The sequence below is a fragment of the Rhizobium sp. P1_C7 genome, from assembly GCF_056406295.1.
Map to the genome: position 1 here is coordinate 360425 of NZ_JBFUAL010000004.1, position 23507 is coordinate 383931.

A 23507-nucleotide genomic window follows, 5' to 3' on the forward strand; every position below is an offset into this window, starting at 1 on the left:
CCGGCAAGCCTGCCGCTCAGGAGATCCGGTTGCGCTCGACGGTCAGCTGCGGGTATCGGGCCTGTCCGGCGGTCGCAAGTTCGCCGGATACCTTCTTGTTCCATTCGAAACCGAGGACTGCGCCGTCGGCGATCTCCTGAAAGACATTGTCGGTGATGGCGACCGAGCCTGCACCGTCCACAACTGAAATCGCGCAACCGACGGGCGCCTTGCAGATGACGTTGCCGGTGACCACCAGATTGCGCAGATAGGGACCCCAGCCGAGCTGCATGCCCCAGCGCGGCGCGCCCTCAACGATATTGCCGGAGATGAGCGTGTCGGCCTCCGCAGCAATCCCTACACCGAAACCGAGTTCATGCAGGTAGGGACCTTTCAGGGTGAGGTTGCGAACCACATTCCCGGTAACGCTCGCCAGCCTGCCGCCGTGGTCGAAATTGGCGATCGAAATGCCGTTGGCTGCGCCGTCGATCGTATTTCCTGAGACGACAGCCCCCTGGAACTCGAACTCGACAAAAACGGCCGTCTCGCCCGATCGGTGGCACTGGTTGCTGCTTATCTGTATGTTGGAAGAGGAGTTGGCGCGGATGGCGGTAAACGCGCAGTCGGAGAGGTGATTGTTCGTCACCATGACGTTGTCCGCGCGGAAGATATTGATGCCGTTGCCGTTCTGCCCGGTTCCGCCGTCGTTTGCCCCGATGCGGAAGACGCGGTTGCCACTGACGATACTGTTGTCCGCAGCCTTCGTCCAACGGTGGACCAGAATTCCGCCGTTGCCGCAGTCGAAGACCTCGTTGCCGGTGATCGACAGCCCGGTGGACTCGACGGCGTAGAGGCCCGACTGCGCGGCACCCGATATGCGGTTGCGTTCGATCCGCCCGCCGCAACGCTCGAGCTGCAGCCCGTGCTTTCGGCTGCCAGCGATCTCGCAGTTGTCGATCAGCACCTCGTCCACGCCGGTAAACTGCACGAGCGCGCCGGCATAGTCACCGAGCCAGCGGTTCTGGCCGTCGATGGCGATGTTGGAAAATTCGATCCGCTTGATGTTTTCGGCTGAAAAGAGGTGACCGTCGCCGGTGTAGACAATCCTCGAAGCGCCCGGAACACCGGTAATGCGCGTATTGTCCGGCAGGGTGAGGTTGGAAACCTTGTAGACGCCGGGCGGCAGGAACACCGGCACGTTTGCCCGCGATGCCTCGTCTATCATCCGCTGCAGGCTTGTGCTCTTCCGGTCGCCGGCGCCGGGAACCGTCTTGTATTGGACGGCGTCGATCGAGCCGCGCAGGTCGGGCTGCCGTGCCGAAGCAAAAGAACGCGGCGCCGAGAGAGCCGCTGCCGAGGCCGCTGCAAGCCGAAGAAATTCACGGCGCGACGATATCGTTAAAGGTCGGTTCATTGCCTCCGACAAGCAGGAAACGTGCCGGAAATTCTGTGTCGTTCTGGAGCGTTATTACGCAACATCTGTCGTAGAATTCAGGTCGAAACATTGTTCTCCCGTTTGAGCAGGCGAAGGAAATGAACGCTACGCCCTGTGCTGGTTCAGTCGCGCCTACGCGGATTCGCCTTCTGTCATCGCCGCAAAGGCGAGTGGTCATGAATGAGGCGAGTGCCGGACGCCGCGAGGTCGACCACACGGATATCGAACCAATCGGATCGTTGCTGCCACGGAAGCACTCATCGCGGCAAGCAACCGCTGCTTCGCCGACGGTATCGAAGACCTTGGATTGAAGGCCGTCAGCCGCTTCGTATTCGCCAACGCCATGATTGCCCCCAGCGTCGGGATCGAGGATCCCGACGGCATTGCCGGCAAACGCGATCTTTTTCGATTTCGCGACGGCGCGACGCTATTTCGAATTCGAGCAGGACATCATGGCGAGGGGCGAGGCCTGCCTCGATATCAAGGTGGTCGTCCCCTCGACGATCGGTGGAAAAGCGACATGCCGGCTCACCTCGAAACTTCCCCTGCGCAATGACCTCGGCGTCGGCGTCGTCGTCGGCCTGATCGGCGTGTCGCGCGAAATGACCGAGCGCAAGCGACAGGAGGAGCTGCGTCGCGGTCAGGCGCTGCTGGAGATGATCGCCCGCAACGAGCCGCTGGAAATAGTTCTGGAGGCGCCGGTGCTGCTGGTCGAGGCCGGGCTGGCGCAGACGATGAAGCTTGCGGTGGTCGCCGAGGGGGTGGAGACGCACGCCCAGTTCGACTTTCTCCGCCTTGCAAGGTGCCGAGGCTCAGGGCTATCGCTTTTCGAGACCGGTTCCTGCCGCCCGCATCCCCGAGCTGGTGAGGCGGTAGTTCAGCCAAACGCGCGACGGCTCTTGTTCGTCCGGTGCCGCCTATCCCCGCGCCAGGGACGAGATGACCAGGCGACGCTCCCGGGAAAACTGCGGTGTGTGGCCGGTGCCTCTGGCCCTTGCGCCATTTCCCGCTATCTTCCCGCCCATGAGACCTGATGCATTGATCTATCCCGCACCCGAAGGGCTTTATTGCCCGGAGGGAGGATTCTATGTCGATCCGGTGCGGCCGGTGGAACGCGCGCTGATCACCCACGGCCATTCGGATCACGCCCGCTCGGGTCACCGCCATGTGCTGGCAACGCGCCAGACGCTCGACATCATGCGTATTCGCTATGGTGACGGCTTCTGCGTCAGCGAACAGGCGGCAGCTTTCGGCGAGGAGCTGACGGTCAACGGCGTGACGGTCAGCTTTCATCCGGCCGGTCACGTGCTCGGCTCTGCACAGATCGCCATCGAAAAGAGCGGCACGCGCATCGTCGTGTCCGGCGACTACAAGCGCCGCCCCGATCCGACCTGCGCGGCCTATGTGCCGGTTGCCTGCGATGTTTTCATCACCGAGGCAACCTTCGGCCTGCCGGTATTCCATCATCCTGACCCGGCCGGCGAAATGGCGAAACTCTACGCCTCATTGCGCCAGTTTCCCGATCGCACGCACCTGATTGGCGCCTATGCGCTTGGCAAGGCGCAGAGGGTAATCCGTTTGCTGCGTGACACCGGCTATGATGAGCCGATCTACATCCACGGTGCCATGGAAAAGCTCTGCGACTATTATGTCGGGCAGGGGATCGAGCTTGGCGAACTGCGGCCGGCAACAGTCGAAACCACGGACAAGGCCGTTTTCAAAGGCGCGATCGTCGTCGGCCCGTCCTCGGCTTTCGCCGATCGCTGGGCGCGGCGCTTCAACGAGCCGCTGCCCGCCTTTGCCTCCGGCTGGATGATGGTACGCCAGCGCGCGAAGCAGCAGGGCGTGGAGCTGCCGCTGGTCATTTCCGATCACTGCGACTGGCCGGAGCTGACCGAGACCATCACGGAGTTGCACCCCCGCGAGGTGTGGGTCACCCACGGCCGCGAGGAGGCGCTGGTTCGGTGGTGCGAATTGCATGGCATCAAGGCAAAGCCGCTCCATCTCGTGGGCTATGAGGACGAGGGGGATTGATGCCGATTGTTTGTGAAGGCCACTCTCCGGCAGTTTTGGGAAATGACCCCTCCCCAACCCCTCCCCACACGGGGGGAGGGCTTCCTCGACGTGCCCATGGCATTTCACCCGCGACGATGCAACACGAGGCTATTTTGCGTGGGAGTGAGACGCTGCAGCAGCTTGGTCCCTCCCGCTTGTCGGAAGGGGTCGGTGAGGGGTCTTCCCCACGAATGTTGGTTGGGGAGGGGGTATCACCCCGCGTCGGAGGGCCCGCATGAAAGCCTTCGCCGACCTTCTCGATCGCCTGGTGCTCACCCCCAGCCGCAACGGAAAGCTGAAGCTGCTTGCCGATTATTTCCGCGATACGCCCGATCCCGACCGCGGCTATGGGCTTGCCGCGATCGCCGGCACGCTGGAGGTACGAAACGTCAAACCGGCGATGCTGCGCGAACTCGTGCTCGAACGTATGGACGAGGTGCTCTTTCGCTATTCCTACGACTATGTCGGCGACCTGGCCGAGACGATCGCGCTGGTCTGGGACAACGAGAAGGATATCGAGCGGTCAGCGCTTGTCCAGCCGCGGCTCGGCGACGTCGTCGTGCGGATGAATTCGCTGGGGCGGACGGAGGTGCGCGGCTTCGTCCGCGAGTTGCTGAATCACCTCGACGCCTCGGGCCGCTTCGCCTTTATCAAGCTTGCGACCGGCGCATTGCGCATCGGCGTCTCCGCCCGCCTGGCCAAACAGGCGCTCGCAGATCTCGGCCGCAAGGACGTGACAGAGATCGAAACGCTCTGGCATGGTCTGCAGCCGCCCTACGAAACCCTGTTCGCGTGGCTGGAGGACAGGGGCGGCAAGCCGGTGCTGGCGACGCCGGCAATATTCCACTCCGTCATGCTCGCCAATCCGGTGGGCGAAGGCGACCTGGACGGCCTGGACCCGGCCGACTACGCGGCCGAGTGGAAATGGGACGGTATCCGCGTGCAGCTGTCGCGCTCGGGCGAGACCAGAAAGATCTATTCGCGCTCGGGCGACGATATCTCGGCTGCCTTTCCCGATATCGTCGACGCCATCAGCTTCAATGGCGTGCTGGACGGTGAACTGCTGGTGGGAGGCACTGCGCGCTCGAACAGCCCGACTCGCACCTTCTCCGACCTGCAGCAACGCCTCAACCGCAAGACGGTGACTGCCCGGATGCTTGAGGAGTACCCGGCCTTCATTCGTGCTTACGACCTGCTCTTCGACGGGGAGGAGGATGTGCGCGCGCGCGCCTATGTCGATCGCCGCCACCGCCTTTCCGACATCATCGAGCTGGCTCCGCACGAGCGTTTCGATCTTTCGACGCTGGTGGATTTCACTTCATGGGAGGAGCTCGATCGGTTGCGGTCGTCACCGCCTGATCCCGTCATCGAAGGCGTCATGATCAAGCGGCGCGACAGCATCTACCAGGCGGGTCGCCTTAAGGGGCCGTGGTTCAAGTGGAAGCGCAATCCATTCAACGTCGACGCAGTACTGATGTATGCCCAGCGCGGTCATGGCAAGCGCTCCAGCTACTATTCGGATTTCACCTTCGGCGTATGGACGGAAACCCCCGATGGGGAACAGCTCGTGCCGGTCGGCAAGGCCTATTTCGGCTTTACGGATGCCGAGCTCGAGGTTCTCGACAAGTTTGTCCGCAACAACACGACCGAGCGTTTCGGGCCTGTGCGTGCCGTCAGGGCCGACAGGGACTTCGGCTTCGTCGTCGAGGTCGCCTTCGAAGGCATAAACCGGTCGAATCGTCACAAGTCGGGCGTCGCCATGCGCTTCCCCCGAATCGCCAGATTGCGTCCGGAAAAGCCGTCCTACGAGGCCGATCGTCTCCAGACTCTGGTCGCCATGATCGATGCAAAGGCGCCATGATGGCTTTTTCCTGATGCAAAATGACGCAGCCGGCGGCTTCTCAACACAATGTGTGTTGGCGGCGGCGGATGTCGGGTGCAATTTTCCAAGTTGCCGGGCCAGATTGATGCAATGACGGAAGAGTGCCATGACAACAGAAAAGAACAATGCGTTTCTTCGCCAGCGCCGCCTGCTTCTCGCCGGCATGGCTGGAGCGATGATCCTTCCGCGCATAGCAAACGCGTTCGATGTTCCAGCCGAGCCGCGCCTCATCACTCGCGACTACGCCAAGGTTCGCAATCACTTCCGCACCAAGCTGTTGCAGAAGGGGCCGGCGCCCGACAACTATGAACCGCTCGACGCGCCGTCGGGTGCGGAGAAGATGTTCTATCGCTCCGGCTATGGCGGCGAACTCGAGCTGGTCGCCTGGGTGTCGAAGTACAAGCGTGAACGCAAGCCGAAACCAGCGGTGCTATTCCTGCACGGCGGCAACGCCATGGGCATCGGGCACTGGAACTTGATGGCCCCCTATGTCGATGCGGGCCACATCGTGATGATGCCGTCGATGAGGGGTGAAAACGGCCAGATGGGGAACTTCTCCGGTTTCTATGACGAGGTGGACGACGTTCTCGCTGCGGCCGACCGTCTCGCGCATCTTCCGGGCGTCGATCCGAACCGTCTCTTCATCGCCGGCCACAGCATCGGCGGAACGCTGACCATGCTTGCCGCGATGAGCAGTCACAAGTTCCGGGCCGCCGCACCGATCTCGGGCAATCCGGACGCCTTCCGGTTCTTCAACCGCTATCCGCAGGACATTCGCTTCGACGACCGGAACAACCACGAGTTCGAGGTGCGCAGTGCGCTTTGCTATGCGCAGAGCTTCAAATGTCCCGTCCGCGTGGTTCATGGCACCGACGAGGCGCACTTCAACGACCGCGCCGGCCTCCTTGCAAGCCGCGCCCGTTCGGCGGGAGTGCACATCGAGACGGATACGGTAACCGGCAATCACACCTCGGCTCTGCCCGACGAGATCGCCCAGAGCATCCGCTTCTTTCATGGGGTGACGGCATAGCCGCCATGGGGTTGACGGCCTAGTGCCCTGCACCCTCGCGAGCGATGTCACCAGCTTCGCGCCAGCCGCGCCTGCCATCTTGCCAGCGATTATACGTGTCGCTGTCATCGATGAGGGTGGTTTTATGAATGGTCTCAGCCGGCTGTCGTCCATTGCCGGGCTTGCTGTTGCGGCTCTGTCGTTGAGCGCTTGCAACATCCTCGTTCCCGATACCGGCGCAACCGACCCGGCCCGCTTCGTTCAGGAGACGTCGCCGGTGTTCTATAAGCCGCCGGGCGTCGATCCGCTGCGTGTCAGGGCGGTGGATACCCCGGTGCCGCAGAGGCGCGAGATCGAGCCGCCGACGCTGTACAATCAGACTTATGGCCTGCCAGGCGCGAATTATAGTCGGACCTACGGCCTGCCGGCTACAAACCCGGTTAACAGCGCCATGTATGGTCAGGTGCGCGACAATGATTTTACGCTGCCGGCCATTCCCGTCAGCCGCATCGATCCGCAGTACATGCGCCAGGAAGTCGCCTATCCCTCCAACGAGAAGCCAGGCACCATCGTCGTCGACACCAAGACCAAGCATCTCTATTTCATCGAGCCCGGTGGCAAGGCCATGCGCTATGGCGTCGGCATCGGGCGCGAGGGCTATGCCTGGTCCGGTCGCGGCGTCATCCAGTGGAAGCAAAAATGGCCGCGCTGGACGCCGCCGGCCGAAATGGTGTCGCGCCAGCCGGATGTCCGCGCCTTCTCCGCAGAGAATGGCGGCATGAACCCCGGGCTCGGAAATCCGCTCGGTGCGCGGGCGATGTATATCTTCAAGAACGGCGAGGATACGCTCTATCGTATCCACGGGACGCCCGACTGGCAGTCGATTGGAAAGCAGACTTCGTCGGGCTGCGTGCGCATGCTGAACCAGGATGTCGTCGATCTCTACGATCGGGTTCCGGCAAAGGCCGAGATCGTGGTGATGTAGCCGCGCAACAGGGCATGCGAGAACGTCTGTCCAAGTGAGGACACGAGTTCGTGAGGTTATGGTTTATTTAACGCAACGGGATATTTTCATTCCTGTTGTCACCGGCGTTGAACAAACCGTCCAGGGAAAGGCGTCCGCAGTTCCCGTGCTAAAGGAAAACAGACCCGCGCATGAGCTTTGAAAAATCTATTTCCCGCCGCAGCTTTCTTTCGCTTTCGGCGATGACGGCGGCTTCGGCGCTGGCAGGTTGCGCGTCCACATCGGGCACTGCCACACCCGTCGGCCAACCGATGTCCTTCCCCAATCCGGTTCGCGCCTTCCAGACGGTTCCGGCGCCAACCGACGCGGAACTGGCCGTCATGTACGGTCCGATCGAGGATGGCGGGTTCCTTATCCCCGCCGTTCCCTTCCAGCAGATCGATCCGCGCTTCTATCGCCAGCAGGTGATCGATCCGACCGGCCAGCCTGCCGGCACGATCGTCGTTGATACGCCGTCACGCTTCCTCTATCTGGTCCAGCCCGGCGGCACGGCGATGCGCTACGGCGTCGGTATCGGCCGCGAAGGCTTCGCCTGGGAGGGCTCCGGCGTGATCCAGTGGCGTCAGAGATGGCCACGCTGGAAGCCGCCGAACGAGATGGTCGCCCGTCAGCCGGAGCTTGCCAAATACTCGATCGAGAACGGTGGCATGGAGCCGGGCCTGAAAAACCCGCTCGGCGCCCGCGCGCTCTACATCTTCTCGAATGGCGAAGACACGCTCTATCGCCTCCACGGTAATCCGGACTGGCGCTCGATCGGCAAGGCCGTCTCGTCGGGCTGCGTTCGGCTGCTGAACCAGGACATCATAGATCTCTACGACCGCGTGCCGAACAAGGCGCCGGTCGTGGTCCTGCAGTAAGACAGCGTTGGCCTCTTTCTCCCCGAGGGAGAGAGGCCCGCCTCGCGCTGCGGCCGACCCCCGATAGGCGACATCAGAACCAGAACGACGACTTTGCGGTCTCGACTTTGACCTCGGAGCGGGTAAGCCCGATATCGTCCAGCTGTTGATCTGTCAGTTCGGAAAGTGCTTGGCGGCTGCAGCGCTTCTTGCTGATACCGATCAGTTTCCCGCTCATCCGGTTCGCCGCGATCGCCAATGTGAGAGCGGCAGCTTTGAAGAGCAGCCAGGGAGATCGAGAGAGGCGGTTTTCCAAGGCGTTGTGCCCGTTGCGGGACGTGTCCGTTGTCATGCTGTTCAGTCTCCGATGTTGCTTCCCCTCACGATGCGCTGGATGTCTTCCCTAAGGAAGCTTATGTATCTTATGCAAAGCATAAGAGAAACTTTCGATGGCATTTAGCTTCGACCAATTGCAGACTTTTGTTCATGTCGCTGAACTCGGCAGCTTTACGGCGGCGGCTGACAAGGCCGGCATAACGCAGCCGGCGGTCAGTCTGCAGGTAAAGCTGCTGGAGCAATGGTTCGGCGTGCGCCTTATCGAACGCGTCGGAAGGCGCGCGCAGCCGACGGTCGCCGGCCTCGATCTCCTGGCTTACGCGCGGCGTATCCTGCAGGAACTGGCGCAGGCCGGGGAGGCGATGGCGCCGCATAAAAGCGGGCTTGGCGGGCGAGTGCGCATCGGAAGCGGCGCGACCGCCTCCATCCACCTTCTACCGCTGGCCATCTCAAGGGCAAAGGCGAAAATGCCGGGACTGGAAATTACTCTGCGCATCGGAAACACTGACGATATCCTGCGCGACCTGGAATCAAACGCCCTCGATCTGGCAGTGGTCACCTTGCCGGCCTCCGGCCGATCCTTCGAGATTGAGGCGTTCTATGATGACGAGCTTCTCGTGGTTGCTCCCCACGGTTCGGCGATGCCGGCCGAAGGGCCGGATGCCGCCTTTCTGGTGGGGAAGACGCTTCTGCTTTACGAGGGCGGAAACACGCGCCGAAGCATAGACGGTTGGATGAGCGCAGCAGGAGTGACGGCGCGGCCGGCCATGGAGTTTGGAAGTGTCGAGGCTATCAAGGAGCTTGTGGCGGCAGGGCTTGGCTGGTCGATCCTGCCGGGGTTGGCTTTGAGGCGCGATCGGGCAGGGTTTCTTGAGACGTCGCCCGCCAATCCGAGGCTCGTCCGTGGGCTCGGCATGGTCGTACGCCGGGACAAGCATCTGAGCCGGGGGCTGAGAGAAATGATGAAATCGCTTCGCGAAGCCGGCTCACGCGGCGACAGAGCGCCGGCATAGCCGGATGCGGCCTCTATGGCGCCCGCGCGCGCCTCAAACGGCCGTGGTCAGGTTGGCGCGCAGCCCCTGCAGCATTTCGCGGATCGTCACCATCTCCTCGAGCGTGCAGCCGGCTGCCTGGCCGATCGAAGCCATGATGGTATCGACCTCGCTGCGCATGCCATGTCCCTTGGCCGTCAGGGCCACGATCACCTGCCGTTCGTCGCGGGGGTCGCGGGTACGCGTGATCAGCCCGTTCTGCTCCAGGCGCTTGAGCAACGGCGACAGCGTGCCGGAATCGAGATCCAGCTGCTCGCCGATCGTCTTCACCGGCAGCTTCGATTTCTCCCAGAGCACCAGCATGACCAGATACTGCGGGTAGGTGAGGCCGACCTTGTCGAGGATCGGCTTGTAGGCCCGCGTGAACGCATGCGCTGTCGAATAGACTGCAAAGCACAGCTGTTTCTCCAGCCGCTTTTCCTCTTCCGGAATTTCCATCGTCTTTGTCGTTTGCGTTTTCATTGCCGTTATTCCTGAGCGGTGCATTCTCCTCCTTTCGGATTCGGAATGCAATTTGCAAAATTAACTTGCGTACAATTTAATTGTGCATTATACAAAATCAACCCAACCGCAAAGGAGACTGACATGCCTATCCTGTATACCACCAAAGCTTCAGCCACCGGTGGCCGCGCCGGCCGCGCTGTTTCCGAAAACGGCGTTCTCGATGTGACGCTGACTGTTCCGAAGGAACTCGGTGGCGACGGCGCCACCGGCACCAATCCCGAACAGCTCTTCGCAGCCGGCTATTCGGCATGCTTCCTCGGTGCCCTGAAATTTGTCGCTGCCAAGGAAAAGGTCAAGATTCCGGAAGACACGACCGTCAGCGCGACGGTCGGCATCGGCCCGCGCGAGGATGGAACCGGCTTCGGCATCGAGGTGGCGCTGAGCGTGCATATTCCGGGTCTCGACCGGCCGACCGCTGAAAAGCTTGCCGCTGCCGCCCACATCGTATGCCCCTACAGCCATGCCATGCGCACTTCGACCGAGGTTCCGGTCACGGTAGCCTGATTGACATTCTCCTACCGGGTGAAGGTCGCCCGGAGGTCCGGATGAGGGGGCAGCAGGCGCTGCCTCCCGATGGCAGCGGGCCGGCCGTGTCGAAGAAGTCCATTCCGCGGTCGACCATTGTCCGGATGAGCGAAATCATGTCTACCCTGTCGGGAAGGCCGCGGACTGCTCCATATCCCATGGCGCCAAGCGACAGTGCCGAGACTTCAAGATCTTGTGCGAGTTTGCGCGTCTGTACTTTGGTGTCTCCTTGTGAACGCCGGTGTTAGCCGCGACGGCTGGGAAGACCTCCTCTACCAGAGGAATGGCGGAGAAACGAGGCTTGCCGATTTCGACACCCACGAGGACGGGCTTGCGGCGCTGGAGGATCGCAGGATCGATGCCTATATCGCCGACCAGGTGCTGCTCCTCAGCCTGGCCAGGCGCGGGCGATCGGTCCTTGCTGGAGATCGGCGATCGCCTGTTTACCGATGAACCCTATGCGATAGCGCTGCGCCGCGACGACGCCGATTTCCGCCTGCTGGCCGATCGTGCTTGACGGGTTTTTTCTATCGGTCGGACGACTTTCTGCCGCTGCTCGAAACCTATTTCGGAGCGGAGGCGCCGATGCTGCCCACGCAGATCATCATGGAGCAGGTGCCGCCCGGTTGATATTGACTATCGAGCAAAAGTGGTTGTGCGAAACTGCTTCGCGATCTCCCGACCTGGGACCGCTTCGGCCCAATAAGCCGCCATATGGGGTATTTTTAGGCGATTGTCAGCAGTGGGCCGACCGCGGACGAATGCCTCGGCCGGAATTCGCCAAATGCGGACTTCAAGAGAGTTCGCTTTCTAAAGGACGAATGCGAGTAAGAACTCGATCAAGAGCCTTTTGCAGCGCCTCGGTCCCACCGAAGTCGCGGAAGTCCTCGAGGACCTGTTCGTTCAACCCGCCCTTGGTCGAATGCTCGCCCACGAGTTCGTCAAAGCTCATGACGGGTCTTGAACGGGCGGCATTGTCGAGGCCGGAAAACAACTGACGGAGGAAGGCGTCGCCAGCGGCCCGCGGGAGACCCTGGCTCTCCAGCCAGGCCGCCGTCGCGTCCAGGATGCCGAAATAGGTGCCCATCATGGAGCTCGCCACCGCGAGAAGATCGAACTCACGTTTGCTTTCGACCTGGACCGCCGCTCCGAGTGTCGAGAAGACGGAATTTGAAACCTCGTCAGGCGGGTGGATCGCGGTCGCGCCCTGGAGATCGGCGACGAACGGAAGCGGAATTGCCTGGCTCAGCCGAACAGGCTGGTCGATCCACGCCAGCAGCCGATCGAGTGGCGTGGCCGCGACAAAGCTGATGACATGGTGGTTCGGCCGAAATCGGAGCGCGCGGACGACCTCCTCGGCGATCTGCGGCCTCACCGCCACGAATACGAGATCGGATCGATCGAGGACATCCTGGTTGCTCAAAGCGATCGACACGTTCTCGTTTGCCGCGGCAAGGCGGGCGGCGACGCTTTCGCTGCGAGGGGACAGCACGATCGGGGTGTCCCGAAACCCCGTCTTGCCCAGCCCGGTGACGACGGCCTCCGTAATCGTTCCCGTCCCGACGAACCCCATTGTCATCCGCTTCGGATCGATCTTCATTGGCGCCCCCTATGTGACTGCTTGCGCCCCCGTGATCTCGACGAGGGAACCGGACATGAATTCCACCTCGCTCGATGCCAGGAGGCAACGAGCGATGGTACGTCCGGCTTCTAATACGCCTGAACGGTATCAGCCTGTCCAGATCTGCGATCGTCCGGCCGGACGGTTGCGCCCAAGCATCCAGCATGGGTGTCGTATCGGCAGGACGTCCGCTTCGGGCAAAAAGCGCTTCTTCTCCTCATAGAGCAAGCCATCTCTTTTCATCTGAAATAAAGTAACTATAATATTTCCAAGGAAAGGATGCAGTCATGGCAATAGCAAACTCGATATCAGGTGTGCGATCTTCGGAAGCGGCAGTCATCACCAAGGCCGCCGTCAACGCTGCCGATCGGTTGGGCATCAGCGCCCGTACCTTGTCTGCCGTCCTCGGGCTCTCCGAGGCCACCATCTCGCGGATGAAGCGGCAGGATTACCTGCTCGACCGCGGCTCCAAGTCCTTCGAACTCGCCATTCTCCTCGTTCGCGTCTTTCGTTCGCTCGATGCGATCGTCGGCGGTGACGAAGCCGTTGCCCGGCAATGGCTGCGCAATGCCAATACGGCGCTTGGCGCCGCTCCGCTCGAAAAGATCGTCAGCATTTCTGGATTGACCGATGTCCTTGCATACCTGGACGCCCGCCGCGCTGTCGTCTGAGACGCATACCGTCTCGGGGCGGTTCTGGCGGTTGGTCGAAGCGCAGCATCAGATCTCGACGCTGAAGATCGTCGACACGCTGGAGGAGCAGGCGCTGCTCGAAAAACTGCTCGACGAAAGCAAGCCCGCGCTGCCGCCGGAATGCGCCGGGCTCGACTATCTCCTGGCCACACCCTTTCGCTACGGCGCGATCTATCCGCACGGCTCGCGCTTTCGCAGGGCAGGGCGCACCCTCGGCGTGTTCTACGCCTCGGAGAAGGTCGAGACGGCGCTGGCCGAAATGTCCTTCTACCGCCTGCTGTTCTTTGCCGACTCGCCCGAGACGCCGTTTCCGTCCAACGCCGCCGAATACACCGCCTTTGCGGCGGCGGTCGAGGCCGCCGCCGCCGTCGACCTCACGCAACCGCCGCTCGACCGCGATCGCGCGGTGTGGACCGATCTGCTGCGTTACGAGCCCTGCCAGGTGCTGGCCGATGCGGCGCGTGACGCACATTGCCAGGCGATCCTCTACGAGTCCGTCCGCGATCCCGGGCATGGTCGAAACATCGCGCTGCTGAGCGCCGCCGCCTTTGCCGCCCGCTTGCCCGTCGAACGCCAGACCTGGCGCATTCGCCTTTCGGCCATGGGCGTTCAGGCGCTTTGCGATTTTCCGAAGATCAGGATCGGGTTTGCGCGTGAGGATTTCGCGGGCGATCCCCGTATCGGACCCTACTAGGCGAGCGTGAGGAGATCCTGCCGCAGCCTGTCCGCGTTGCCCTCGGGCAAGGCGCCTTCGAGCGCGGAATGGGTGCTTTCCCACACCGGCAGTGCTGCTGCCAGTACGGACTTGCCCTCGGCCGTCAGGCACAGGAGACGACCGCGCCTGTCCCTCGGGTTTGGAACGACGATCACCCAGCCCCTGCGCTGCAGCGGCTTCAGCGCCGCCGTCAAGGTCGTCTGGTCCATCGCCAGCAGCTTGGCGACCGGCCCCATCGGCGGCGGTTCGGGCCGGTTGAGCGACATCATCAGCGAGAATTGCCCGTTGGTAAGGCCCACGGGCCGCAGTGCGTCGTCGAAAAGGCGGGCAAGTGCACGCGCCGCCCGCTGGGCGTGCAGGCACAGGCAATTGTCGCGCACCAGCAGCGTCGTTGAAAAGGGGATCTCTATCGAGTTTGACATGCCTATTTTATATTGATATCAATATATATAGTCAAGGAAAAGGAGAATGGACCGTCTCGGTCGCGCCGCAGGAGGGGCGCACACGATGCAGAACCAAGTCGTTTCCCGTGAAGAATGGCTGGAAGCCCGTCGCGCACTGCTTCTGAAGGAGAAGGAAGCAACGCGTCTGCGTGACCGGCTCAATGCCGAGCGCATGGCGCTGCCCTGGGTGAAGGTCGACAAGGACTATGTCTTCGACACGCCGCAGGGGAGAAAGACCCTGTCCGATCTCTTCGACGGCCGCAGCCAGCTGATGGTCTACCACTTCATGCTCGGCCCGGACTGGGATGCCGGCTGCCCCGGCTGCTCCTTTCTCTCCGATCACGTCGATGGCACGCTGCCGCATCTGAACAACCACGACGTCACCTGGGTCGCCGTCTCGCGCGCATCTCTTGGGAACATCGAGGCCTACAAGACGCGGATGGGCTGGAACTTCCCCTGGGTCTCGTCGTCGGGCACCGATTTCAATTTCGACTATCACGTCTCCTTTACCCCGCAGGACCTTGCCAAAGGGCAGGTCGTCTACAATTTCACTGCAATCGAATCCGAAAACGCAAACGACGAGCTTCCCGGCATGAGTGCGTTTTACAAGGGCGAGCAGGGGAATGTGTTCCATACCTATTCGAGCTACGCTCGCGGTCTGGAGGAAATGGTCGGAACGCTGATGATTCTCGATCGCGCGCCCAGGGGCCGCAACGAGGATTCGACGATGGGCTTCGTCAAGCGTCACGACGAATACGAACAGGCGCAGCAGGCGCCGGCCCGATGCCACTGACCTAGGGCCCCGTCATCCGTCGGAAAGGATGGTGCCGTATGAAGAGATCGCGGACATCAGGCCGCAATCGCCTGCTCGTTCCATTCATCGAGCAGAGCCAGAAAATGTAACGTGAAGGGAGATCACGATGTCCGATACCCACGGCAAGTTCATTTGGTGCGAATTGATGACCCCGGACACCGGGGCCGCGATCGAGTTCTACGGAAAAGTCGTCGGCTGGACGACGACTGGCATGACGGTCGAAGGCCAGCCGCCCTATACGATCTTCGAGGCAAACGGCGTCGGCGTCTGCGGTCTCATGGAGTTTCCGGCAGAGCTGGAAGGCAAGGGCATTCCCCCGAACTGGACCGGCTACGTCGCTGTCGACGATGTAGACAAGTCAGCGAAGGACTTCGCGGCCGCAGGCGGCTCGGTACGCCGTCCGCCGGAAGACATCCCGACCATCGGTCGGTTTGCCGTCGTCGCGGACCCGCATGGCGCGGTCATCTGCATCATGACGCCGGCGCCGATGGACAACGCGCCGCCGGAAGCGCCCATGGGCTCGCCAGGCCAGGTCGGCTGGCACGAACTCTATGCCGGCAATGGCGGAGAGGCCTTCGCCTTCTATTCGAAGATGTTTGGCTGGACGAAGGACCGCGATTTCGAGATGGGCGACATGGGCGTCTACCACATCTTCGCCGAGCATGGCACCGCCGTCGGCGGCATCATGACGAAGCCACCGGCCGTACCGATGCCGGCGTGGTGCTACTACTTCAACGTTCCGGCCATCGATTCGGCCATCGAGCGCGTCAATGCGGGCGGCGGCAAGGTTCTGCACGGTCCCATGGAAGTCCCCGGCGGCAGCTGGATCATTCAGGCGCTGGACCCGCAGGGCGCCTTCTTCTGCCTCGTGGCGCCGGGACGTTAGGTCTCCATCGAATTCAGATGGGGTCGTCGAAGCCCTCGTAGTCCATCTCCTTAACCCATGTTGCACTCTGCCTTTGACGAGCGGAGTGCCTTGGGCGGCGTCGAATCGACGTCTCGAGGGGGCGCGGTTTTAAGGCACGAGAAACGCCTTATTCCATTAATTTTATTAGAATGTTAGCAGATCAAGGCCGTCGCGGTTAACTGTTTGTGAACTTTTTTGGGTGGATGCATAACCGGCTATATCCGCGGGGCGTGGGCAGTATTGCTTTTGTATTCGCGGCATAATTATTTGGCCCCAGTTTCACATTGGGGTATTTGTTATGTCTATCGAAGATCCGCATACGTCTGCAGTTGATTGCGAACATGTTTCGCACGACTTCATTTCGGATATTCATGAGGACGCAGCCCATCAGACTTCCGCCGCAAGGGGCGTAGAGGTCGCGCAGGCAGATAGCAGCCAGCAGACGGGCCAGCAGACGGAAAAGACCGATCGCGTCGCCGAGGCGCCGGCCGTACAGGTGGCCGCGCTGTCCGGTGAAATTGTCCCGGATCAGAACAATGTCGCCCACCTGCCGGCGGGCACCTCGATCGACGACATTCACGTGGAAGGCAACAACCTCGTGCTCGTCCAGGCCGACGGCACCGAGATCGTCATCGTCAACGGCGCGCTCCACGTCCCGACCTTCCTGCTCGGCGAAGTCGAACTGCCGCAGCAGGCGGTGATCGCCGCCCTCGAACAGAACAACATCAACGTCGCGGCCGGTCCCGATGGCTCCTATTCGGCAAGCGCATCCGCGCCAAGCTCGGGCGGCAACTTCGACACGATCCAGCAGCCTCCCCATCTGCCGCCACTGATAGCGGACCTCCTGCTGAACACGGACCAGCCGGATGGTCAGCCCGGGCGCATCTTCGGCGGAGCCGGCAGGCACGGCCAAAATCCAACCCCACCAACCTCGCCAGCGGTCCTGGACGGTTCGCCGACGGTCAGCGTACCGACCTCGCCAGCGGTCCCGGACGGTTCGCCGACAGTCAGCGTGCACGTCGTCAAGCTCGGCAACCTTGCCGCGACGCTCGTGCTCGATGAATCGGCAGGCATCCAGACCAGCCCGGACAACGATACGGCCTTCTCCGATGTTGCGGACCTGTTCAAAGGTGTTAGCAATCAAGGCTCTGATGGGCATATGAACGGGGTGCAATACGCGACCACCGGCCTCTTGCAGGCCGATATACAGTTCGGCATCAATGGTCCTGGCGGCACGAACGCGGTCCAGTGGTCGCTCGAACTCGGCTCCGGCAACAATCACGATTCCGGCCTTAAGACCACGGGCGGCCACGAAATCTACCTCTTCGAGGAAAATGGCCTTATCGTCGGTCGTTATGACGCCGAGAACGGCGAGGTCACCGGTGCCGATCCCGCCGCATTCGCCCTTACGATCGATCCAGTCACTGGCCAGCTGTCTATGGTCCAGTATGTCTCGATCTACAACACCGATAGCAACTCGCAGGACGAGATCGACTTCATCAAGTCCGGCCAGGTCAGCGCCAAGGTTACGGTCGGCGATTTCGACGGCGACAAAGTCGACGCAACCATTGATATTGGCGACAAAATTGGCTTCAGCGACGACGGCCCGATTCTGCTCTCGGTCCCGGCGCCAGCCGGCGACTATTCGGGCTCATTCTTCTTCGACAACTTTACCCCTAACGGTAATGCCTGGAACGAGAATAGCGGTGTCAACAACATCGGTGTCTCGGGCGACTGGCACATCGCCTGGGCGGACGGTTCCGAGGGCGCCCCGCAGCTTGAGCGCGTTGGCGACGGCTATCTCGGCATGCATTCCTCGACGAACGGATACATGATCGACCTCGACGCATCGCCGGGCGATGTAGCGGTCTCGCAGGTGCTCAAACTGGCAGAGGGCGAAAGCTACACCCTTACCTTCGAGGCCGGCGCGGCACAGGAGGGCAGCAAGCACCTTTTCGTCACGTTCGGCGGCGAGGTCGTACTCGATATCGACCCGACCGGGCCGATGAAGACGTATAGCTTCACCATTGTCGGCGGCGCCGACGCGGGATCGAACACGCTGGAATTCAAGGAAACCGGGAAAGCCGACAGCTACGGCACGTTCCTCGCCAACGTGTCGGTGACCGGCAACAGTGCCATCCTTGACGACGAGGATGTCGGCGAAGCTGGCAACCAGGGCGGCACTGGTGACGACGGTCACGGGGCCACCGTGACCGGTACGATCGATTTCGATGCGGGCTCGGATGGGCTCGGCCATATCGAGATCACCGGCCTCGGCAACGCTTTGCTCTCGGTCATGTACATTGACGACACCGGCAAGGGTACAGCAGAGGCGCTGGGCGAAGGCGTCTGGACGCAGAATGGCCAGGGCGGCTTCATGAGTTGGAGCAGCCTGCACGTCGACAACGCGATCGTCGTCACGGTCAATGCCGACGGCACCTACTCGGTTACGCTCAACGCCGCCCTCGCTCACCCCGCAACGGGCACTGAGGACAATCTGGTCCTGAACTTCGGCTTCGACATCTATGACGGCGACGGCGACCACGTGTCCGGCACGATCAGCGTCAATGTCGATGACGACAGCCCGAGCATCGACCAGCAGGCGCTTCAGAGCGCCAAGGTCGCTGAAGACGACATCAAGACGTCGCTTTCGCAGGGTACGAGCCCGAACGACGGCAACGCGGACGGCTCCTATACCGGCAATGCCTCTAACAATCTGCCAGGCCCCGCGACAATCAGCGGCTCGATCGCGAGCGTCGTGAACTTCGGCAACGACGGCAACGGCGGTTTTTCCTTCACCGGCGACGTAAGCAGCCTCAATGCGCTGTCCTCGCATGGCGACGCGTTGAGCTACACGGTCGCGAACGGTGTCCTCACCGCGACGGCGGGCGAGGGTGATGGGGCGCGCGTCGTCTTCACGCTGACCCTGTCGAATGACGGCGACTACACCTTCAGGCTTTTCGATCAGATCGACCATGGCACCGGTGCTACCAGCCTGTCCATCGACTTCGGCCGCCTGCTCCAGGCGACCGACGGCGATGGCGACAGCATCCCGCTGACCGGCGGCCTGACAATCGCTATCACCGACGACGCGCCGACCACGGCCGGTCGAGCCCATGTCTCGGGTACGGTCGAGGAAGAGCAGCTCAACGGCAATGAGGATACCAGTGGCGGCTCGGGCTCGGCCACGGACGACGACATCAGCCACTATGGCCATTTCCACGACAATACCACCGCGGTCGTCAGCGGCAACGGCGCGAATTCGCTCGCCACGCTGGTCAACACCGGCGCCGACGAAGGCGGGCATTTCTCATTCAGCTCGGAGCTGGTCGGCAACGCCATCAAGACCGACGGCGGCGCGAGCGTAAAGTCGGGCGGCAGCCTCGTTTCGGTAACCTCGGTCGCGGAAGGCGCCGACGGCAACGGCCACTATCAGACCATCACGGCCGGGACCACTGACGAAGGCGCGCATGACGTCTTCACTCTCACCGTCTACGACAACGGCAGCTGGAAATTCGAACTCAGGGACAATCTCGACCACAGCTATGGCAACAATGGCGAGGGTGTGCTGAAGCTCGACCTGTCAAGCCTGGTCCAGTACACCGATTTCGACAACGACAGCGTAACGCTCGACGCCAGGAGCTTCCTCGTCAGCGTCATCGACGACGTGCCGGTGGCGGCGATCTCCGCCTCCGATTCGAAGGCGCCGACCCTTGAGACGCAGGATCACGACACGATCGGGAGTGGGGTCGTAGGCACCGACACGGCGAGCGCCGATTTCTCGAAGGCCTTCACGATCGCCTCTTCCTATGGTGCGGATGGCCCGGGTACTACAAAGACCACCTATGCGCTCAGCCTTGAGCATGGTCGCTTCGGCGACCGCGTGGACTCGCACCTCGAAAGCGACGGTCGTACGATCTATCTCTATGAGATCGACGGTGAGATTGTTGGTTCGACAGCCTCGTCGTCCCATGGTGTCGGGCAGAGCAACACCATCTTCACGATCGCCGTGGACGGCACTGGCAAGGTCACGCTGACCCAGTACGACGCCATCGATCATGTCGGCAACGGCAATGGCTCGGTCATCTCGCTCGACGAAGGCCTCGTCAAGCTGGCGGCGACGGTGACGATCACCGACCATGATGGCGACAAGGCGACTGATAGCGCTTCGATCGATCTCGGCGGCAATATCAAATTCGACGACGACACGCCGTCGATCACGCTGACAGCGGGCAGCGACGCCGCGATCACGCTGACCACGCAAGACGCTGACACCATCGGAAACAATTTCGATACGGCCAGCCGGAGCTTCGCCGGCGTGTTCACCGCCGTTTCCAGCTACGGCGCGGACGGCGCTGGCAACACCGTCACCAGCTACGCGCTTTCGGTGACCGGTCAGGGCGGATTGAGCGGCCTGTCGCATGACGACCAAGCGATCCACCTGTTTGTGAAGAACGGCGTTGTCTACGGTTCTACCGCCGGTTCGACAAACGACATCAACGTTGGCAACACGGTGTTCAAGATCGAGGTAAGCAGCGGCGGCACAGTGACGCTGACGCAGTACAGCGCCATCGATCATCTCGGCGAGGGCAATAATACGAGCATCTCGCTCGCCAACGATCTCGTCAAGCTGACGGCGACGGCGACAATCACCGACGATGACGGCGACAAGAGAAGCAGCAGCGCCACGGTCGATCTCGGCGGAAATATCAGATTCGATGACCACACGCCGTCGATCACGCTGACCGCTAGTGGTGAGGCGAATGTTGTGCTGGCCACGCAGGACGCCGACACCATCGGCACCAATTACGATACGGCCAGCCAGAGCTTCGCCGGCGTGTTCAACGCTGTCTCCAGCTACGGCGCGGATGGCGCGGGGAATGTCGCCACGAGCTATTCGCTTTCGGTTACCCAGGGCAGCTCATCCGGGCTCAAGAGCGATAACCAGACCATCTATCTCTATCATAGCAATGGGGTGATCTACGGCTCGACCGCCTTCATGTTCCAGGATGTTGGGCAGAGCAACACCATCTTCAAGGTCACGGTAGACGGCGCTGGCAAGGTCACGCTGACCCAGTACGACGCTATCGATCATGGCGGTGACGGCACGGTGGTCTCGCTTGCCGACAATCTCGTCAAGCTGACGGCGACGGCGACGATCACCGATAATGACGGCGACTCGAAGAGCAGCAGCGCCACGATCGAGCTCGGTCGCAATATCACTTTCGCCGACGATGGTCCGAAGCTCGTTGCCAATGCAACAGTAACCGCTACGGTCGACGAAGACGGCCTCAGCGGGGCGAATGCCGATAACAATCGGTCAGGCGAAGCCGCCGACACCGACACCAGCACGCCGACCAACCACCTGACCGCGACGGGAAGCCTGTCGGCGCTGGTGAATTTCGGCGCGGACGGTCCGAGCGCCAACGGCGGCTTCACCCTGAAGTCGGTCAGCGCGTCCGAACTATCCGGCGTTACGTCGCAGGGGCAACAGGTCTACCTGTCGTCGAACGGCTCGACGTTGACCGGTTATGTCGAGGCCGGTGGTGGCGTCGGCTATAATGCGGCGTACGACAAGCCTGTCTTCACCCTGGTTCTCGGGGCGAATGGCGCCTACACCTTCACGCTGATCGCGCAGCTCGACCACGCGACGGGAAACGGCGAAAACACGCTGACCTTCGACCTTTCCAACTACGTCACCGCGACCGACGGCGACAACGACACCACCGATCTTGGACCCGGCAGCCTTCAGGTCAGCGTGCTGGACGACATTCCGGTCCTCACGGCTCGCGCCTCGAACGACACGACCGAGCAGGTGCAGACCGGTACGACGACCCACACCTGGACCACGATGGAAGTGGTCGCTGATACGTTCACGTTCATGGGCGGCAATCAGGCAGAGCGCACGCTTGTCGGTACCGGCAGCGCAGCCGGACATGACCTGCTGCTGGCGGCCAAGAGCAGCGGCAACAGCGATACGGTCAACACCAACAACAACAATATCGGCGTCCACAACCCATGGATCGACGGGCCGAGCGAGGTTCTGTCCATGAACTTCGTAACCAATGCTGGGAAGAGTAATCAGGCAGCGGATCCGCATTCGTCGGCACAGTTCAAGGTTGATGTTCTTGGTAACAACAACACCGCCGCGGTCTTCATCAATGCCACCAACAACGGCAACTTTGTCGCGCTGACCTTCTTGGTCAACGGGAACGCGGTTACGGCCAGCGCGGTTTACCAGGGCAACACGCTGACTGGCTATGTGCTGGCCAGCGCCCCCGATAACGCGGTCATCACCGTAAAGGCGGCAAATGCAAACGGCACCTTCGACGTGCTCAAGGTGAGCAATTACGATGACGTGAGCTACGGCTTCAACAAGACATACCACGGCGACAAGTTTGGCATTTCCAATATCGAGACATCTGTGACTGTGGAGGTCCAGCACTCGACGCAAGTGCCGGTCTACGCCACCGTTACGCACCATGAGACGTTGGCGGTCAGCGTCGATGAGAGCGCCGGAGTTACGGCGTCGGGTCCCAACGCCGCCGACGACACCGCCAACACCCCGCCGGCGGCGATCTACATGGCCAACGCCATCGGCTATGCCGAGTCCGCGACGAGTGTGCTGTCCGGCGCGAACGCTCTGTTCACCGGCAGCGTCGGCGCGGACAAGAGCGGCACCTGGTCATTCGCCATCACCAAGGCCGACGGCAGCGCTTTCAGCGGCGTGGATTCCGGTCTGACGACGCTGGACGGCACTGCGATCCAGCTGACGACGTCCTCGGACGGAGCGCTGATCGGCTATACGGGCAACAATCCGGCCGCCAACCAGGCCTTCAAGGTCTATGTCGATGCCAACGGCCATGTCTGGATCGCCCAGTATCAGCCGATCCACAACAACGAAGCCGGCTCCAGCCAGGCGGCCTATGACGACGTCGTAAAGGTTGTCGTCGACGGTGGCCTCCACATTCAGGCAACCCTGACCGACGCAGACGGCGACAGGATGAGCGCCGTATCGCAGGTGGATCTGACGGTCCAGTTCCAGGATGACGGCCCGGTGGCGCACAACATGGTTGCGCAGTCCGTTGCCGAAGGCTCGGTCGCCGAAGGCACGCTCCATTTCGCCCAGGGCACCGATGGAGCCACTGTCTCTCAGATCAACGGCGTCAACCTAACATTTGGAAATGACGGTTGGTCGCAGGGCGTTACGACGGCGGAGGGAACACTACGGGTTACGGCTGACGGAAACTATCAGTTCACCGCGCATTCCGACGACGTCTATAAGGACGCCGGATCGGCAAGCTTCACCTTTACGGTAAAGGATAACGACGGCGATACCTCGACGGCGAACGTGTCGTTCAGTGTCACGGACGACAGCGATGCGACCACGGTCAACCTTTCCGGCTCGTCCGTGACTGAAGGCTCAGCTGCCAGCTACGTGTTCACCGCGACGCTGTCGAGCGCCTCGCACGGCGTCACGATTGTCCACACCGATCAGGGCGACATCACCATCGCCGACGGCCACACCACCGGCACTTTGACGCTCGCCGCCGGCAATGGCGACGACGTCTATACGGACCCGTCATCCCTGACGGCGCAGATTCTTAGCGCAACGGGCGGCGGCTTCGAAAACCTCGTTCCTAACACGACGCCGGCGACCGCACAGGTCACCGACACG

Annotated in this window: 18 protein-coding genes and 2 pseudogenes; 14 read left to right on the plus strand and 6 right to left on the minus strand. The window is 61.8% G+C overall.

What is annotated here, in order from left to right:
- Window positions 1–16 precede the first annotated feature (16 nt).
- The gene (locus AC1D2R_RS08615; protein WP_477966785.1) at window positions 17–1375 is read right to left on the minus strand and encodes a TIGR03808 family TAT-translocated repetitive protein; all 1359 of its coding nucleotides are present in this window, start codon (window positions 1373–1375) and stop codon (window positions 17–19) included.
- Window positions 1376–1673: 298 nt separating this feature from the next.
- Between AC1D2R_RS08615 and AC1D2R_RS08620 the strand changes: the two are divergent.
- The 6 genes and pseudogenes from AC1D2R_RS08620 to AC1D2R_RS08645 form a co-directional block, all read left to right on the plus strand.
- Window positions 1674–2139, plus strand: a pseudogene (locus AC1D2R_RS08620) (histidine kinase); the annotation flags it as partial.
- Between the two features lie 298 nt (window positions 2140–2437).
- A complete protein-coding gene (locus AC1D2R_RS08625) occupies window positions 2438–3448 on the plus strand; it encodes a ligase-associated DNA damage response exonuclease (protein ID WP_477966721.1) in 1011 nt (336 codons plus the stop codon).
- Between the two features lie 256 nt (window positions 3449–3704).
- Window positions 3705–5330 carry a cisplatin damage response ATP-dependent DNA ligase gene (locus AC1D2R_RS08630; RefSeq protein ID WP_477966723.1) on the plus strand — a complete coding sequence of 542 codons (1626 nt, stop codon included), beginning with the start codon at window positions 3705–3707 and terminating at the stop codon, window positions 5328–5330.
- A gap of 127 nt (window positions 5331–5457) precedes the next feature.
- Window positions 5458–6381, plus strand: coding sequence for an alpha/beta hydrolase family protein (locus tag AC1D2R_RS08635; protein ID WP_477966725.1), 924 nt, complete (start codon window positions 5458–5460; stop codon window positions 6379–6381).
- Window positions 6382–6505: 124 nt separating this feature from the next.
- Window positions 6506–7345 carry a L,D-transpeptidase gene (locus tag AC1D2R_RS08640; RefSeq protein ID WP_477966727.1) on the plus strand — a complete coding sequence of 280 codons (840 nt, stop codon included), beginning with the start codon at window positions 6506–6508 and terminating at the stop codon, window positions 7343–7345.
- Between the two features lie 170 nt (window positions 7346–7515).
- The gene (locus tag AC1D2R_RS08645; RefSeq protein ID WP_477966729.1) at window positions 7516–8241 is read left to right on the plus strand and encodes a L,D-transpeptidase family protein; all 726 of its coding nucleotides are present in this window, start codon (window positions 7516–7518) and stop codon (window positions 8239–8241) included.
- Between the two features lie 73 nt (window positions 8242–8314).
- On the opposite strand, the gene AC1D2R_RS08650 is transcribed toward AC1D2R_RS08645, so the two are convergent.
- On the minus strand, window positions 8315–8572 hold the full coding sequence (locus AC1D2R_RS08650) for a DUF1127 domain-containing protein (RefSeq protein WP_477966731.1): 258 nt from the start codon (window positions 8570–8572) through the stop codon (window positions 8315–8317).
- 97 nt (window positions 8573–8669) lie between these two features.
- Here AC1D2R_RS08650 and AC1D2R_RS08655 point away from each other — a divergent pair, with 97 nt between their 5' ends.
- Window positions 8670–9569, plus strand: coding sequence for a LysR family transcriptional regulator (locus AC1D2R_RS08655; RefSeq protein WP_477966733.1), 900 nt, complete (start codon window positions 8670–8672; stop codon window positions 9567–9569).
- A 33-nt stretch (window positions 9570–9602) separates the two neighbouring features.
- Here the strand turns inward: AC1D2R_RS08655 and AC1D2R_RS08660 are convergent, their stop codons facing one another.
- Window positions 9603–10070, minus strand: coding sequence for a MarR family winged helix-turn-helix transcriptional regulator (locus tag AC1D2R_RS08660; protein ID WP_477966735.1), 468 nt, complete (start codon window positions 10068–10070; stop codon window positions 9603–9605).
- A 123-nt stretch (window positions 10071–10193) separates the two neighbouring features.
- Between AC1D2R_RS08660 and AC1D2R_RS08665 the strand changes: the two genes are divergently transcribed.
- Window positions 10194–10616, plus strand: a complete 423-nt coding sequence (locus AC1D2R_RS08665; protein ID WP_477966737.1) for an organic hydroperoxide resistance protein — start codon at window positions 10194–10196, stop codon at window positions 10614–10616.
- An 82-nt stretch (window positions 10617–10698) separates the two neighbouring features.
- Here AC1D2R_RS08665 and AC1D2R_RS08670 read toward each other — a convergent pair.
- Window positions 10699–10812, minus strand: a pseudogene (locus AC1D2R_RS08670) (aldo/keto reductase); the annotation flags it as partial.
- A gap of 56 nt (window positions 10813–10868) precedes the next feature.
- On the opposite strand from AC1D2R_RS08670, the gene AC1D2R_RS08675 reads away from it, so the two are divergent.
- Complete coding sequence (locus AC1D2R_RS08675) at window positions 10869–11090, plus strand: hypothetical protein (protein ID WP_477966739.1); 222 nt, start codon at window positions 10869–10871, stop codon at window positions 11088–11090.
- A 340-nt stretch (window positions 11091–11430) separates the two neighbouring features.
- Here AC1D2R_RS08675 and AC1D2R_RS08680 read toward each other — a convergent pair whose 3' ends face one another.
- Window positions 11431–12237 carry a pyrroline-5-carboxylate reductase gene (locus tag AC1D2R_RS08680; RefSeq protein WP_477966741.1) on the minus strand — a complete coding sequence of 269 codons (807 nt, stop codon included), beginning with the start codon at window positions 12235–12237 and terminating at the stop codon, window positions 11431–11433.
- 308 nt (window positions 12238–12545) lie between these two features.
- Here AC1D2R_RS08680 and AC1D2R_RS08685 point away from each other — a divergent pair, with 308 nt between their 5' ends.
- Both AC1D2R_RS08685 and AC1D2R_RS08690 read left to right on the plus strand, forming a co-directional pair.
- Entirely contained in the window at window positions 12546–12929 is a 384-nt protein-coding gene (locus AC1D2R_RS08685; protein ID WP_477966743.1) for an antitoxin Xre/MbcA/ParS toxin-binding domain-containing protein, read from the plus strand.
- Window positions 12889–13644: an RES family NAD+ phosphorylase gene (locus AC1D2R_RS08690; RefSeq protein WP_477966745.1), complete on the plus strand. Its 756-nt coding sequence runs from the start codon at window positions 12889–12891 to the stop codon at window positions 13642–13644. The genes AC1D2R_RS08685 and AC1D2R_RS08690 overlap by 41 nt, the downstream gene beginning before the upstream one ends.
- Here AC1D2R_RS08690 and AC1D2R_RS08695 read toward each other — a convergent pair.
- Window positions 13641–14087, minus strand: coding sequence for a MarR family winged helix-turn-helix transcriptional regulator (locus tag AC1D2R_RS08695; protein WP_477966747.1), 447 nt, complete (start codon window positions 14085–14087; stop codon window positions 13641–13643). The genes AC1D2R_RS08690 and AC1D2R_RS08695 overlap by 4 nt on opposite strands.
- A gap of 85 nt (window positions 14088–14172) precedes the next feature.
- Between AC1D2R_RS08695 and AC1D2R_RS08700 the strand changes: the two genes are divergently transcribed.
- The 3 genes from AC1D2R_RS08700 to AC1D2R_RS08710 form a co-directional block, all read left to right on the plus strand.
- Complete coding sequence (locus AC1D2R_RS08700; RefSeq protein WP_477966787.1) at window positions 14173–14901, plus strand: DUF899 domain-containing protein; 729 nt, start codon at window positions 14173–14175, stop codon at window positions 14899–14901.
- A gap of 127 nt (window positions 14902–15028) precedes the next feature.
- The gene (locus tag AC1D2R_RS08705) at window positions 15029–15808 is read left to right on the plus strand and encodes a VOC family protein (RefSeq protein WP_477966749.1); all 780 of its coding nucleotides are present in this window, start codon (window positions 15029–15031) and stop codon (window positions 15806–15808) included.
- 319 nt (window positions 15809–16127) lie between these two features.
- Window positions 16128–23507 (plus strand): DUF5801 repeats-in-toxin domain-containing protein (locus AC1D2R_RS08710; protein ID WP_477966751.1); only part of this gene is annotated, 7380 nt, incomplete at its 3' end.

Excerpts from the sequence above, each read along its gene's own strand:
- AC1D2R_RS08635 (WP_477966725.1), top strand. The coding sequence starts at position 5,458 with ATGACAACAGAAAAGAACAATGCGTTTCTTCGCCAGCGCCGCCTGCTT.
- AC1D2R_RS08665 (WP_477966737.1), top strand. The coding sequence starts at position 10,194 with ATGCCTATCCTGTATACCACCAAAGCTTCAGCCACCGGTGGCCGCGCC.
- AC1D2R_RS08630 (WP_477966723.1), top strand. The coding sequence starts at position 3,705 with ATGAAAGCCTTCGCCGACCTTCTCGATCGCCTGGTGCTCACCCCCAGC.
- AC1D2R_RS08650 (WP_477966731.1), bottom strand. The coding sequence starts at position 8,572 with ATGACAACGGACACGTCCCGCAACGGGCACAACGCCTTGGAAAACCGC.
- AC1D2R_RS08705 (WP_477966749.1), top strand. The coding sequence starts at position 15,029 with ATGTCCGATACCCACGGCAAGTTCATTTGGTGCGAATTGATGACCCCG.
- AC1D2R_RS08690 (WP_477966745.1), top strand. The coding sequence starts at position 12,889 with ATGTCCTTGCATACCTGGACGCCCGCCGCGCTGTCGTCTGAGACGCAT.
- AC1D2R_RS08655 (WP_477966733.1), top strand. The coding sequence starts at position 8,670 with ATGGCATTTAGCTTCGACCAATTGCAGACTTTTGTTCATGTCGCTGAA.
- AC1D2R_RS08695 (WP_477966747.1), bottom strand. The coding sequence starts at position 14,087 with ATGTCAAACTCGATAGAGATCCCCTTTTCAACGACGCTGCTGGTGCGC.
- AC1D2R_RS08645 (WP_477966729.1), top strand. The coding sequence starts at position 7,516 with ATGAGCTTTGAAAAATCTATTTCCCGCCGCAGCTTTCTTTCGCTTTCG.
- AC1D2R_RS08640 (WP_477966727.1), top strand. The coding sequence starts at position 6,506 with ATGAATGGTCTCAGCCGGCTGTCGTCCATTGCCGGGCTTGCTGTTGCG.
- AC1D2R_RS08625 (WP_477966721.1), top strand. The coding sequence starts at position 2,438 with ATGAGACCTGATGCATTGATCTATCCCGCACCCGAAGGGCTTTATTGC.
- AC1D2R_RS08685 (WP_477966743.1), top strand. The coding sequence starts at position 12,546 with ATGGCAATAGCAAACTCGATATCAGGTGTGCGATCTTCGGAAGCGGCA.
- AC1D2R_RS08700 (WP_477966787.1), top strand. The coding sequence starts at position 14,173 with ATGCAGAACCAAGTCGTTTCCCGTGAAGAATGGCTGGAAGCCCGTCGC.
- AC1D2R_RS08660 (WP_477966735.1), bottom strand. The coding sequence starts at position 10,070 with ATGAAAACGCAAACGACAAAGACGATGGAAATTCCGGAAGAGGAAAAG.
- AC1D2R_RS08680 (WP_477966741.1), bottom strand. The coding sequence starts at position 12,237 with ATGAAGATCGATCCGAAGCGGATGACAATGGGGTTCGTCGGGACGGGA.